Source organism: Virgibacillus sp. FSP13 (genome assembly GCF_054048505.1).
Window position 1 is genome coordinate 1 of the sequence record NZ_JBSVKG010000008.1, and the last position, 14,069, is coordinate 14,069.

Consider the following 14,069-nt stretch of genomic DNA (forward strand, 5'->3'; position numbering starts at 1 on the left):
ATAGTAGTGTTCTAATTATCGAAAGGGAAAAACCATGGGATCTACGTTACATGGACTTTTACATCTTGAACAGAAAGCTATTCTGAGCTGCGGAAAAATGCAAGACTCCTTGAAAATACAAACCAATTTTCTTACGAAGGATGTAGTGCTGCCGAAGCATTCCCAGTTCTATGGGAAAAGGAACAGTCTAGACCTGAGCAGGAAGTGGTTTTCCGCTTCGGAGGCTGAAGCTGTTCCCGCAGGACAAGAAGTGCTTCGTCAGCGATTCATCCTTCGTAAGAAAAAGTGCTTTTCTTTTTCGAGGAGTCGACTGCCCGCAGCAGAAATCAACCATCTTATTCGTATTTAATTACATTATTAATAGATAGTCGAAAAGGTAAAACAGTGGAGGAAATTCACGGAGACTCCGGCGGGAGGAAAGGCCTAGGTGAGACCCCGCAGAGCTACAGCTCGAGGAGGCTCAGCAGCCGCCCGCGGAAAGCGTAGTGTATTTCCGGAACGGCGGGGGAGCTACTTCTTAGTTGCGTCGTAGTTTATAGATTTTGTACGAAAAATTATTTTGGTTCGAAGGCATACAGAAATAAGCCCATCAATTTTTTGTTTTTTAGAAGGACTATGAGTTAATTCTATATAAAAGATATTATTTTAAGTGGTGATATGATATCCTTTCTTATTTTTTAGTTTATTGCTTTTGAGTGGTGTACGTAATCAGGGCCTAGTCATCATACGGTACACCGAAATATTAAGGTGATTCATAGTTAGTATGGGCAAGGTTTTATCGGCTTAGATTTTTCTGTGGGAACATTCTTTTTTCATTCTAGATGGTGGTGGCATGGGTTTAGCCGCCATGGGTGTTTTCTGTATAAAACAACAAATGTTTTCGATGGGGCGAGTAATCGCAGTCCCAATTTTTTAGAAAACAGCCTTTTAATAAAAATCCCCCTTCGCTATTCATTCTTTACGAATGATGAAGGGGTTTTGTTATTTAAGGACACGATTGATTAATCATAATTGAATGTCCGGTGTGCTATTGCTATAATGTATCCTAGTTAATGTCATGTCTAAACGGAAATAGTAGGAGTGAACATCACTAATGGCAAAAAAACAAAAAAACGTCCGTAACTTTTCGATTATTGCTCATATCGATCATGGAAAGTCTACATTAGCGGACCGTATTTTAGAAAATACAAAAGCATTAACACAACGTGAAATGAAAGAGCAATTTCTTGATGCCATGGATTTGGAACGAGAACGTGGTATAACGATTAAATTGAATGCTGTACAGTTACATTATCAGAGTAAAAATGGGGAAGAGTTTACATTTCATCTTATCGATACTCCAGGTCATGTCGATTTTACATATGAAGTTTCCAGAAGCCTTGCTGCCTGCGAAGGGGCAATTCTTGTGGTTGATGCAGCACAAGGTATCGAGGCTCAAACACTCGCAAACGTTTATCTTGCATTAGATAATGACTTAGAAATTATTCCTGTTATCAATAAAATTGACCTACCTAATGCAGATACAGATCGCGTTACAAAAGAATTGGAAGATGTGATTGGTATAGATGGTGACGATGTTATATTAGCCTCTGCAAAAGCCAATATTGGAATTGAAGAGATTTTGGAACGAATTGTAGAAGCTGTACCGGCTCCACCTGGCGATAGCGATGATCCGCTAAAAGCACTTATCTTTGATTCGTTATATGATCCGTACCGTGGTGTCATTGCTTATGTATGTGTGAAAGAAGGTTCGGTTAAAGTTGGCGATAAGATAAAGATGATGGCCACCGAAAAGGAGTTTGAGGTTAATGAAATTGGAGTGTTTACCCCAAAACCAGTTACAAAAGATGAATTAACTGTTGGCGATGTTGGATATTTAACAGCTTCGATCAAACAAGTTGGTGATTCTAGGGTTGGTGACACCATTACACATGTTAATAATCCAGCTGAAACACCATTGCCTGGATACAAACGATTAAATCCAATGGTGTTTTGTGGATTATACCCGATTGATTCGAATAAGTATAATGATTTACGAGAAGCGTTAGAGCGGCTTGAGTTAAATGATTCATCGTTGCAATATGAGGCTGAAACATCACAGGCACTAGGTTTTGGCTTTCGTTGTGGATTTTTGGGCCTATTACACATGGAAATTATTCAAGAACGGATCGAGCGGGAATTTAACATTGATCTGATTACAACGGCCCCGAGTGTAATTTATGAAGTGGAGCAGACAAATGATGAAACCGTAGAAGTTGATAATCCCTCGGTAATGCCTGATCCGCAGCAAGTAAAGGAAATTCGTGAACCATTTGTGAATGCAACGATTATGGTCCCTAATGATTTTGTTGGGGCAGTGATGGAAATTTGTCAGAAAAAGCGTGGTCAATTTGTTGATATGGAATATTTAGATGATATACGTGTGAATATCATCTACAATATTCCATTATCAGAGATAGTTTATGATTTCTTTGATCAACTGAAGTCACAGACAAAAGGATATGCATCGTTTGATTATGACCTCATTGGCTATCGAATCTCAAATCTTGTAAAAATGGATATTTTACTAAATGGCGAAACAATTGATGCGTTATCCTTCATTGTCCATCGTGATTTTGCTTATGAACGGGGAAAACAGATTGTTGATAAACTAAAAGAACTTATACCAAGGCAGCAGTTTGAGGTACCTGTCCAGGCGGCGATTGGAAATAAGATTGTTGCCCGGTCAACGATTAAGGCAATGCGGAAGAACGTTTTATCAAAATGTTACGGCGGCGACATTTCCCGAAAGCGTAAATTGCTAGAGAAGCAAAAAGAAGGGAAAAAGCGTATGAAGATGGTCGGATCTGTTGAGGTTCCGCAAGAGGCATTTATGGCTGTTTTACAAATGAATGATGATTAAATTTTTCATGAATAGGGTATAAACCTTGTTGTAATCAAAGGTTTAACCCTATTCTTTTGATGATGCTTAGGAGTGAAAATAATTGATACAGTCTGTCTATATCCATATCCCATTCTGTCAGCAAATCTGTCATTATTGTGATTTTACGAAGTTTTTTTATAATGAACAGCTGGCAGATGATTATATAGAAGCATTAGCTAATGAAATAAACGTGAATGTTAACGGAAAGAATAATAAAGTAAAGACAATTTTTATTGGTGGTGGTACGCCGACTGCTTTAAACATAACCCAATTACGTAATCTGTTGGAATTGGTCAACGAAAAGTTTGATGTGCAAAACTGTGAAGAATATACCATTGAAGCAAACCCTGGTGATTTTGACGCTGAGAAAATAAAGCTGCTGCGAGACTTTGGCGTTAAACGCGTATCACTTGGTGTGCAAGTTTTTGATGATAATATGCTTGAAGAAATTGGTCGATTGCATAGGGTGAAAGATGTCTATCAAACAATTGACGCACTGCATCAGCAGGATTTTACTAATATTAGTATTGATTTGATTTATGCACTTCCTAACCAAACGTTAGAAAATTTCCAGCAAACACTTCACGAAGCAGTTCAATTTGATTTACCACATTATTCAACGTACGCATTACAAATTGAACCTAAAACCGTATTTTACCAACGTTATCATAAAGGGAAGCTACATCGACCACCACAAGAAACAGAAGTGGAGATGTATGAACTTCTGCGGAATACGATGCGTCAAAATGGAAACATGCAATATGAAATAAGCAATTTTGCCAAGCCGGGTTTTGAAAGTAAACATAATTTAACGTATTGGAACAATGAGTATTATTATGGTTTTGGAGCTGGTGCCCATGGATATATACCAGGGGTGCGAACGGGAAATATTAGACCACTACCACATTATGTTAAACAGGCGATGGAAAATGGGAAGCCGGTTTTAAATACTGAGAATATCGGGTTAAAAGAACAGGTTGAGGAAGAGATGTTCTTAGGTTTACGGAAACTAGCCGGTGTGAGTAAGGCAACATTTACTGAAAAGTTTGGGTTTAGTATGGATGCGTTATATAAATCTGCTATTGATCGACTTGTGAATAAAGGATTGCTTGCAAATATGGAAGATAGAATTTGCTTGACTGATCAAGGATTACTATTTGGAAATGATGTATTTGCACAATTTTTATTGGATGATGATGTTTTAGTTCATCTTCGTTGACAAAAAAATAAGGATTTGATAATTTATTAATAGAATTAGCACTCGCTGATAGAGAGTGCTAACAGAGGTGATCATCATGTTAACAGAAAGACAGGTATTGATTCTACAGGTCATTATTGATGATTTCATCCAGACAGCGCAGCCAGTTGGTTCTCGTGCAATTTCTAAAAAAGGAAATATCCTCTATAGTCCAGCTACAATTAGAAATGTGATGGCGGATCTAGAAAACATGGGATTTTTGGAAAAAACACATTCTTCATCTGGTCGTATCCCTTCAGAACAAGGGTACCGTTATTATGTCGATAATTTGTTATCACCACAAATAGCGCGGGAAGATGTGAATGTGATAAGACACGTCATCCAAGATGGCTTTTTTGAATTCGAGCAAATAGTTCAAAAATCCGCTGAAGTGCTGTCTGATTTGACAAATTATACGTCGATTATTTTAGGCCCTGAAATATTTGAGGCGAAATTAAAGCAAATTCAAATTGTTGCGTTAACACCGCAAACTGCTGTAGCAATTTTGATTACGAACACAGGGCATGTTGAGCATCGATCATTTTCTATACCGAAAGAAATTAACGCTACAGATTTGGAGAAAATGGTAAATATATTAAATGATCGTCTTTATGGTGTGCCAATTGTTCGCTTGCATGAAAAGCTAAATAGCGAAGTATTGGAGTTAATGAAACGGTATGTAAATGATTTCGAGAAGTCATATGACTACTTGAAAGCTGCTTTTTTCAATGAATATCCGGCAAAATTATATATCGGTGGTAAAACCAATATGTTAATGCAACCTGAGTTTAAGGATATTGAAAAAGTACGTTCATTTTATACCATGATGGAAAAAGAAGAGGAAATTGCTAATCTGTTGAAATCAAAAACAGATGGTATCAAAGTAACCATTGGTCATGAAAACAAAGTGGAAGCAATTAAGGATTTAAGTTTGATAACAGCTACTTATCATTTGGGTGATGAACAGATGGGAACAATCGCATTACTTGGTCCGACAAGAATGGAGTATAAAAAGGTGATTGCTTTATTAAATGTTTTGTCAAACGAAATGACGGAAGCATTGTATGTATGGTATAAAAACAATGATTAGGTCAATTTATTCCAAGAAAGTAGTTGTATTACTGCATTTCACCTATGTTCTTTACAGTTTAATTTACATTCTTTTCATGATATAGTCTAACGTGGTTATTTTAAAGAGGAGGTGGCTATGATGGCAGATCACAATAATGAAACAAAAGAATTTGCAGAAGCAGAACCTGAAATCACCGAAGTAATCGATGAAGATGAAAACGTTGAGGAGCAGATATTAGACTCAGATGAAAGTAAAATGGAAACATTAAAAGAAGAAATGGAAAACGTAAAGCAAGAAAAAGATGATTTATATCAAAAATTGTTACGAAGTCAAGCGGAATTTGAGAATTTCAAAAAACGTTCGCAAAAAGAAAAAGAAAAAGAACGTAAATATAAATCTCAAGATTTGGTAAATGAACTATTACCTGCTTTGGATAATTTCGAACGTGCTCTCAATCAAGAGGTTACTGAAGCAAATAAAAGTTTTGTAGAAGGAATTACCATGGTTTACAACCAGTTGAAGGATGCATTGAAAAATCAAGGTGTAGAAGAAATTGAAGCAGTTGGAAAGACCTTTGATCCTAATTTACATCACGCTGTTATGCAAATTGAAGATGATGAAATGGAATCCAATAGTGTCGTAGAAGAATTGCAAAAAGGATATATCCTAAAAGATCGCGTTATTCGACCTGCAATGGTTAAAGTGAATAAATAAATGGATGAGCAGTAAAGGAGGAACACGATTATGAGCAAAATAATCGGAATTGACTTAGGTACAACAAATTCATGTGTATCAGTAATGGAAGGTGGAGAAGCTGTCGTTATTCCAAACCCTGAAGGAAACCGTACGACACCATCTGTAGTGGCATTTAAAAATGGGGAACGTCAAGTTGGGGAAGTAGCCAAGCGTCAAGCAATTACAAACCCTAATACAATTCAATCCATTAAGCGTCATATGGGTACTGATTATAAAGTAAAAATTGAAGATAAAGAATATACGCCACAAGAAGTTTCAGCTATCATTTTACAACACATTAAATCATATGCTGAAGACTATTTAGGTGAAACGGTCGATAAAGCAGTTATAACTGTTCCAGCGTATTTTAATGATGCTGAACGTCAAGCAACAAAAGATGCTGGTAAAATTGCTGGATTAGAAGTAGAACGTATTATTAACGAACCTACAGCAGCTGCATTGGCTTATGGTATTGACAAAGACGATCAAGATCAAACAATCCTTGTGTATGACCTTGGTGGTGGTACGTTTGACGTATCGATTCTGGATATCGGTGATGGCACGTTTGAAGTTGTTTCAACTGCTGGTGACAATCGTCTAGGTGGGGATGACTTTGACGAAGTAATCATTAATCACTTAGTTCAAGAATTTAAAAAGGAAAATGGTATTGACCTTTCCAAAGACAAAATGGCAATGCAACGATTGAAAGACGCAGCTGAAAAAGCGAAAAAGGATTTATCAGGTGTTACACAAACACAAATTTCGCTACCATTCATTACAGCTGGTGAAGCTGGGCCATTACATTTAGAAATGAATTTGACTCGTGCTAAATTTGATGAATTATCAACGGAATTAGTTGAACGCACAATGGTCCCAACTCGTAAAGCACTTAAAGATGCTGATCTTTCTGCAAATGAAATCCACAAAGTTATTTTAGTTGGTGGATCAACAAGAATCCCATCAGTACAAGAAGCAATCAAACGCGAAATTGGCAAAGAACCATCAAAAGGTGTAAACCCGGATGAAGTCGTTGCGCTTGGTGCTGCTATTCAAGGTGGGGTATTACAAGGTGATGTAAAAGACGTTGTATTGCTAGACGTTACACCTCTATCATTAGGTATTGAAACAATGGGTAGTGTGTTTACAAAATTAATTGAACGTAATACAACGATCCCAACAAGTCATTCACAAGTATTCTCAACTGCTGCAGATAATCAAACAGCTGTTGATATCCATGTCCTACAAGGTGAGCGTGAAATGGCTGCAGATAACAAAACACTAGGACGCTTCCAATTAACGGATATCCCACCAGCACCACGTGGTGTACCGCAAATCGAGGTATCATTTGATATTGATGCGAATGGTATTGTAAATGTTCGTGCAAAAGATATGGGTACAAATAAAGAACAGTCAATTACAATCAAATCTTCTTCTGGTCTTTCTGATGAAGAAGTCGAGCGTATGGTTCAAGAAGCTGAAGAAAACGCAGATGCAGATAAAAAACGTCGTGAAGAGGTTGAACTACGTAACGAAGCAGATCAACTAATCTTTACAACTGACAAAACAATCAAAGATCTTGGCGATAAAGTATCGGATGAAGAAAAACAAAAAGCAGAAGAAGCAAAAGAAGAATTGAAAAAAGCAATCGAATCCGATGACTTAGATCAAATTACAGAAAAGAAAGAAGCACTGCAAGAACAAGTTCAACAGCTATCTGTTAAGATGTATGAACAAATGCAGCAAGAACAACAAGCAGCACAAGGTCAGGAAGACCAAAACGGCGATGACGATGTTGTTGATGCGGACTATAAAGAAGTAGATGACGAAGAAGATAAAAAATAAACCAAAGCAGGAAAAATTGTTGATAGATAAAGGAAAAGCTCTTATTAACATTGCAACTTCAACATTGTAATGTGTCAGATCTCAGAGTTGTCCTTGTTCTGTAATTCCAAGTCAAAGTCAGGATTCTCTTGGCTTTGGCTTTTTTTCACGTAAGGATAGCTTAGCTTTACAATTTAAGTATTTTCTCACATTTGCTATTAGCAAATAATTGATGATAAGATTAAAGTTATGCGAGTAGTGTATCGGGAGAGTGATGAATAAGTGAGTAAGCGTGATTATTATGATGTACTTGGCGTTGGAAAAGACGCGTCAAAAGATGAAATAAAAAAGTCTTATCGAAAATTGGCAAGAAAATATCACCCTGATGTAAATAAGGAAGAGGGTGCTGCGGATAAATTTAAGGAAGCAAAAGAGGCGTACGAAGTCTTAAGTAATGAGCAAAAACGTGCGCAATATGATCAATTTGGTCATGCAGGTGCACAAGGTCAAGGATTTGGTGGCTTTGGCGGCGGCGCCCAAGACTTTGGAGGTTTTGGCGACATTTTTGATATGTTCTTTGGCGGCGGGGGACGAAGGCGAGACCCGAATGCCCCGCAACAAGGAGCAGATTTACAATATACGATGGTCCTTGATTTTGAAGAAGCTGTTTTTGGAAAAGAGACGGATATCAATATACCTAAAGAGGAAACATGTGATACTTGTAGTGGTTCTGGTGCAAAACCAGGCACAAAAACGAAAACATGTTCACATTGTAACGGTTCAGGGCAACTGAATACGGAACAAAATACACCATTTGGTAAGGTTGTAAACCGCCGGGTATGTCATCATTGTAACGGTTCTGGAAAAATCATTCCGGAAAAATGTAATACTTGCGGTGGGACTGGAAAAGTGAAGAAAAACAAGACCATTCATATATCCATTCCAGCTGGTATTGATGAAGGGCAACAAATTCGCGTATCTGGAAAAGGAGAGCCAGGTGTAAATGGTGGTCCTGCAGGCGATTTATATGTGGTAATAAAAGTCAAACCGCATGAATTCTATGAGCGTGAAGGCGATCATATTTACTGTGAACTACCTGTTACATTTGCGCAGGCAGCACTTGGCGATGAGATTGAGGTTCCTACTGTGCATGGAAAAGTAATGTTAAAGATTCCGGCCGGTACACAGACAGGTAAAATTTTCCGTCTGAAGGGAAAAGGTGCCCCAAATGTACGTGGTTATGGATATGGCGATCAACATGTACAAATACGTATTGTTACGCCTAAGAAATTAACAGATCGGCAAAAGGAATTGCTTCGTGAATTTAATGAAATTGGCGGTAATGAAGCAACAGATGAACAAGAGGGATCTTTCTTCCAACGGTTTAAAAAAGCCTTCAAAGGTGATTGATTGTAAAAAGAGACTAGGTAATCAAACGGTGTTGCGTGAAGCAACATCGTTTACATATTTTGTTACATTCCTGAGAAATGAGTGGGTACTATTGAAATGGTCCGAAATATGCGTTCATACAACGAATGAGGCGATTGAGCCAATTTCTAATATTCTTCATGAAAATGGAGCAAGTGGTGTTGTTATTGAAGATCCATTAGATTTGGTTAAAGAGAGAGAAAATGAATTCGGCGAAATTTATGATTTAGATACGAGCGAATATCCAGAAGAAGGTGTCTATGTTAAGGCATACTTACCTGTTAATAGTTTTTTAGGTGAGACGGTTGAAGAAATAAAACAGGCTATTAATAATTTAATGATCTATGATATTGATCTAGGTACTAACCAGATTACATTGAGTGAAGTGAAAGAAGAAGAATGGGCAACTGCATGGAAAAAATATTATAAGCCTGTTAAAATATCAAAGAAGATTACGATTACACCAACATGGGAAGACTATCCACCTGTGGCGAGTGATGAGTTAATTATCGAACTAGATCCCGGGATGGCTTTTGGAACCGGTACACATCCAACAACCGTATTAAGCATTCAAGCACTGGAACAACACATTAAACCGGATGATATGATCATGGATGTTGGTTGTGGGTCAGGTGTCTTAAGTATTGCTTCTGTTTTACTTGGAGCTCAAAAGGTTTACGCTTATGATTTGGATGATATTGCTGTTAAAAGTACAAAATTGAATGCAAAATTAAATAAGTTAGGACAACAAATTGAGACCAAGCAAAATAATTTGTTGGATCACGTAAACAAACAGGCTGATATTATCGTTTCTAACATTTTAGCGGAGATCATTGTTCGATTTATCCGTGATGCGTGGAATAACTTAAAAGAAGATGGGTTATTTATCACATCGGGCATCATTCAAGCAAAAAAACAAATGGTAAAAGATCAACTACAAGAAAATGGGTTCACCATTTTAGAAATAAACGAGATGGAAGACTGGGTTTCTATTGTGGCAAAGAAACCTGCACAAAAGTAGGTGTTCAATTTGCAACGCTATTTTATTCCAGCAACAAACTGGCAAAGTGATAAGGTTTTTATTTCTGGTGATGATGTTCATCATGTTACACGAGTAATGCGCTATAAGGAAGGAAGTAAAATAATATGCAACAATCCGGATGGCAATGCAGCAATTTGTGTAATTGACAAACTTGAACACGATTATGTCCAAGCAACGATCATGGAGCGGCTTAACGAAATAACGGAACTCCCTGTTAATGTTACGATTGCTCAGGGTCTTGCAAAAGGCGATAAATTTGACCTTGTCCTACAAAAAGGAACAGAGCTAGGTGCAGAAGCATTTATTCCTTTTCAAGCTGAACGATCGGTTGTTGTTTGGGACAAGAAAAAAACAGAGAAAAAACTGCAGCGTTTTGAAAAAATTGTTAAGGAAGCAAGTGAACAAAGTCATCGCAATAAAGTACCTGAGATAAGGGAAATAATGAATATAGATGTACTTATCAGGGAAAGCAGCAACTATGATGTTTTACTGTTTGCCTATGAAGAAGAAGCGAAGACAGCCGAATATCAGTCATTTGCTGCGGCCGTAAGTTCGTTGAAGGAACAGCAAAATATTCTAGTATGTGTTGGTCCAGAAGGTGGATTCTCCCTGAGTGAAGTTGATAAATTAAAAGAAAACGGCTTTTCTCCCGTTCGTTTAGGACCACGTATTTTACGAACGGAAACAGCACCGTTATATGTATTAGCGAGTATTTCTTATCATTTTGAAGAATTGGGGTGTAAATAATGCCAACAGTAGCCTTTCATACATTGGGCTGTAAAGTAAATCATTATGAAACAGAAGGAATTTGGAATATGTTTAAGGAAAATGGATATGAACGGGTAGATTTTGACCGTCAATCTGATGTTTATGTTATTAACACCTGTACTGTCACAAATACAGGGGATAAAAAAAGCAGACAAGTTATCCGCCGTGCTATTCGAAAAAATCCTGAATCAGTTGTTTGTGTAACCGGTTGTTACGCACAAACATCACCTGGAGAGATAATGGAAATCCCGGGTGTAGATGTTGTAGTAGGGACACAGAACCGTAAAAAAATGATCGAGTATATTGAAGAACACCAAAAAACGCGAGAGCCAATTAATGGTGTTACTAATATTATGAAAAATCGCGTTTTTGAAGAAATGGATGTTCCTGAATTCACGGATAGAACACGAGCATCATTAAAAATACAAGAAGGGTGTAATAATTTCTGTACATTTTGTATAATTCCGTGGTCACGCGGTTTATTGCGCTCTAGGAAACCAGAAGATGTGCTTGATCAAGCTCAGAAATTAGTTGATGCGGGGTATAAAGAAATTGTCTTAACAGGTATTCATACTGCAGGATATGGTGAAGATTTGAAGGATTACAATTTTGCTAAGCTTCTTCAGGAACTAGAAACAAAAGTGGATGGCTTAAAACGAATTCGTATTTCTTCAATTGAAGCTAGTCAAATTACAGATGAAGTAATTGATGTACTTGACAAATCAGAGAAAATTGTCCGTCACTTACATATCCCGCTTCAGGCTGGTTCAGATTCAGTCTTAAAAAGAATGCGTAGAAAATATTCAAGTGCCTACTATAAAGAAAAAGTAGAAAAGATCCGTAAAGCTTTACCTAATCTAGCCATTACATCAGATGTTATTGTAGGTTTTCCAGGTGAAACGGAAGAAGAATTTATGGAGACATATAACTTTGTTAAAGATATTGGTTATTCCGAACTGCACGTTTTCCCTTTTTCAAGAAGAACAGGAACACCAGCTGCTCGAATGAGTGACCAAGTGGATGACGATGTAAAAAATGATCGCGTTCATCGTATGATTCAATTATCTGATCAACTGGCAAAAGAATATGCATCAAATTACGAAAATGAAGTGTTGGAAGTTATTCCTGAAGAACGCATGCCTGATCAAGATAATCCTGATTTACTTGTTGGGTATACGGATAACTATTTGAAAGTTGTTTTCACCGGTAGTCATGACATGGTTGGTCAAATTGTCCGTGTGAAAATCACAGAATCAGGATATCCATATAACCAAGGAACATTTGTGAGAGTTATGGATGAGGCGACAAACCACTATATTGCAGCTACTTCTTAGGCGGTGGGCAAAGCTTCATTCTTTTACTAAAACCCGGTAATACACCGGGTTTATTTGTTTTTAGTCATAAACCGTGCTATGATTAGCAAAGAGGTACGTACAACAATGAAAATGAAAGAGAGGTAGTTTATATGGGAAAAGATCTAGCAAAATACATTGACCATACACAATTAAAACCGGATACAACAAAAGAAAAAATTACCCAGATTATAGAAGAGGCAAAAGAAAATCAATTTGCTTCCGTTTGCGTTAATCCATACTGGGTATCCTACTGTTATGAAAATTTGAAGGATACGGAAGTAAAAGTATGTACGGTTATTGGCTTTCCATTGGGTGCTACAACAACGGAAACAAAAGTATTTGAAACCAATCAGGCAATTAAAGATGGTGCTACAGAAGTAGATATGGTTGTTAACATTGGCCAATTGAAATCAAACAATGATGATGCTGTAAAGTGTGACATTGAAGCAGTCGTTTCAGCAGCTAAAGGAACTGCGCTAACGAAGGTAATTATTGAGACAGCATTGTTAACCGATGATGAAAAAGTGCGTGCATGTCAATTAGCCAAAGCAGCAGGTGCAGATTTTGTTAAGACTTCCACTGGATTTTCTGGCGGTGGCGCAACCGTTGAAGATATTAAACTAATGCGTGCAACAGTCGGTAATAAAATGGGAGTAAAAGCATCTGGTGGTGTACGCGATTTAGCCTCAACAAGGGCGATGATTGATGCTGGAGCAACACGAATTGGTGCTAGTGCAGGTGTTGATATTATCGCTGGAAACCAAGGAAATTCTGATTACTAAGACTTGAATTCTTTTTAGAACTAATATTGTTAATGAATTCGAGAAAATGAGTTGACCTTCAAGAATGGTTATATTATAATTTAACAAGGCATGTGAGGTAGTTACATATGCCTGTACAAACTGTTTTATGCTTCGGAGGGAGGGGAAATTAGCATGTCAAATACAACTCGCGTTCGTAAAAACGAGTCTCTTGAGGATGCTCTTCGTCGCTTTAAACGTAGTGTGTCAAAAAGTGGTACACTACAGGAATATCGTAAACGTGAACATTATGAAAAACCTAGCGTTAAGCGTAAAAAGAAATCGGAAGCTGCTAGAAAGCGTAAATTCTAAAGAGGGTGCCAAGCATGACATTGTTAGAAAAGCTTAATCAAGAAATGAAGCAAGCAATGAAGCAAAAAGATAAAGAAAAGCTAAGTGTTGTTCGCATGGTTAAAGCTTCATTGCAAAATGAAACAATTAAGCTCGGTAAAGAACAACTTTCTGAAGACGAAGAATTAACTATTCTGTCGAGAGAGTTAAAGCAAAGAAAAGATTCCCTCCAAGAATTTAAATCAGCTGGACGCGATGATCTTGTTAAAAAACTTGAAACTGAAATCAATATTTTACAGGAATATATGCCTAAACAGTTGTCAGATGATGAACTTGAGGCAATCGTTCAGTCGACGATTCAGGAAGTAAATGCAACATCAATGCGAGAGATGGGTAAAGTGATGGGTGCGATCATGCCTAAAGTTAAAGGGAAGGCAGACGGCTCAAAAATTAATATGCTTGTCAAAAAGCATTTAAGCTAACTATTCATCTAAATAAGATTTACAAAAGGTCTTTGTCAAACTAGGCAGAGACCTTTTTTACTATTTACATTGCTTTTTAATACGCTTGATTATTTTCATTGGTTAACTTAAAAAA

Annotated in this window: 12 protein-coding genes; all 12 read left to right on the top strand. The window is 37.3% G+C overall.

Annotation, left to right across the window (positions count from 1 at the left end; all coding sequences use genetic code 11):
- The first annotated feature begins 1,093 nt into the window (after positions 1-1,093).
- The 12 genes from lepA (at position 1,094) to ACW2QC_RS08810 (ending at position 13,954) form a co-directional block, all read left to right on the top strand.
- Positions 1,094-2,902 carry a translation elongation factor 4 gene (gene lepA / locus ACW2QC_RS08755; RefSeq protein WP_457543596.1) on the top strand — a complete coding sequence of 603 codons (1,809 nt, stop codon included), beginning with the start codon at positions 1,094-1,096 and terminating at the stop codon, positions 2,900-2,902.
- 82 nt (positions 2,903-2,984) lie between these two features.
- Positions 2,985-4,142, top strand: coding sequence for a radical SAM family heme chaperone HemW (gene hemW / locus ACW2QC_RS08760; RefSeq protein ID WP_457543597.1), 1,158 nt, complete (start codon positions 2,985-2,987; stop codon positions 4,140-4,142).
- A 76-nt stretch (positions 4,143-4,218) separates the two neighbouring features.
- The gene (gene hrcA / locus ACW2QC_RS08765) at positions 4,219-5,250 is read left to right on the top strand and encodes a heat-inducible transcriptional repressor HrcA (protein WP_457543598.1); all 1,032 of its coding nucleotides are present in this window, start codon (positions 4,219-4,221) and stop codon (positions 5,248-5,250) included.
- Between the two features lie 120 nt (positions 5,251-5,370).
- A complete protein-coding gene (grpE, locus tag ACW2QC_RS08770; protein WP_457543769.1) occupies positions 5,371-5,946 on the top strand; it encodes a nucleotide exchange factor GrpE in 576 nt (191 codons plus the stop codon).
- A 30-nt stretch (positions 5,947-5,976) separates the two neighbouring features.
- The gene (dnaK, locus tag ACW2QC_RS08775; protein WP_457543599.1) at positions 5,977-7,809 is read left to right on the top strand and encodes a molecular chaperone DnaK; all 1,833 of its coding nucleotides are present in this window, start codon (positions 5,977-5,979) and stop codon (positions 7,807-7,809) included.
- 261 nt (positions 7,810-8,070) lie between these two features.
- A complete protein-coding gene (gene dnaJ, locus ACW2QC_RS08780; RefSeq protein WP_457543600.1) occupies positions 8,071-9,198 on the top strand; it encodes a molecular chaperone DnaJ in 1,128 nt (375 codons plus the stop codon).
- Positions 9,199-9,289: 91 nt separating this feature from the next.
- Positions 9,290-10,237 carry a 50S ribosomal protein L11 methyltransferase gene (gene prmA / locus ACW2QC_RS08785; RefSeq protein ID WP_457543770.1) on the top strand — a complete coding sequence of 316 codons (948 nt, stop codon included), beginning with the start codon at positions 9,290-9,292 and terminating at the stop codon, positions 10,235-10,237.
- Positions 10,238-10,246: 9 nt separating this feature from the next.
- On the top strand, positions 10,247-11,005 hold the full coding sequence (locus tag ACW2QC_RS08790) for a 16S rRNA (uracil(1498)-N(3))-methyltransferase (RefSeq protein ID WP_457543601.1): 759 nt from the start codon (positions 10,247-10,249) through the stop codon (positions 11,003-11,005).
- Positions 11,005-12,360, top strand: coding sequence for a tRNA (N(6)-L-threonylcarbamoyladenosine(37)-C(2))-methylthiotransferase MtaB (gene mtaB, locus ACW2QC_RS08795; RefSeq protein WP_457543602.1), 1,356 nt, complete (start codon positions 11,005-11,007; stop codon positions 12,358-12,360). Before ACW2QC_RS08790 ends, mtaB begins: the two co-directional genes overlap by 1 nt.
- A gap of 131 nt (positions 12,361-12,491) precedes the next feature.
- A complete protein-coding gene (deoC, locus tag ACW2QC_RS08800; protein ID WP_457543603.1) occupies positions 12,492-13,163 on the top strand; it encodes a deoxyribose-phosphate aldolase in 672 nt (223 codons plus the stop codon).
- 153 nt (positions 13,164-13,316) lie between these two features.
- Positions 13,317-13,493 (top strand): 30S ribosomal protein S21, encoded by a 177-nt coding sequence (gene rpsU / locus ACW2QC_RS08805; RefSeq protein WP_010650937.1) that lies wholly within the window; start codon positions 13,317-13,319, stop codon positions 13,491-13,493.
- A 14-nt stretch (positions 13,494-13,507) separates the two neighbouring features.
- Positions 13,508-13,954 carry a GatB/YqeY domain-containing protein gene (locus tag ACW2QC_RS08810; RefSeq protein WP_457543604.1) on the top strand — a complete coding sequence of 149 codons (447 nt, stop codon included), beginning with the start codon at positions 13,508-13,510 and terminating at the stop codon, positions 13,952-13,954.
- Positions 13,955-14,069 lie beyond the last annotated feature (115 nt).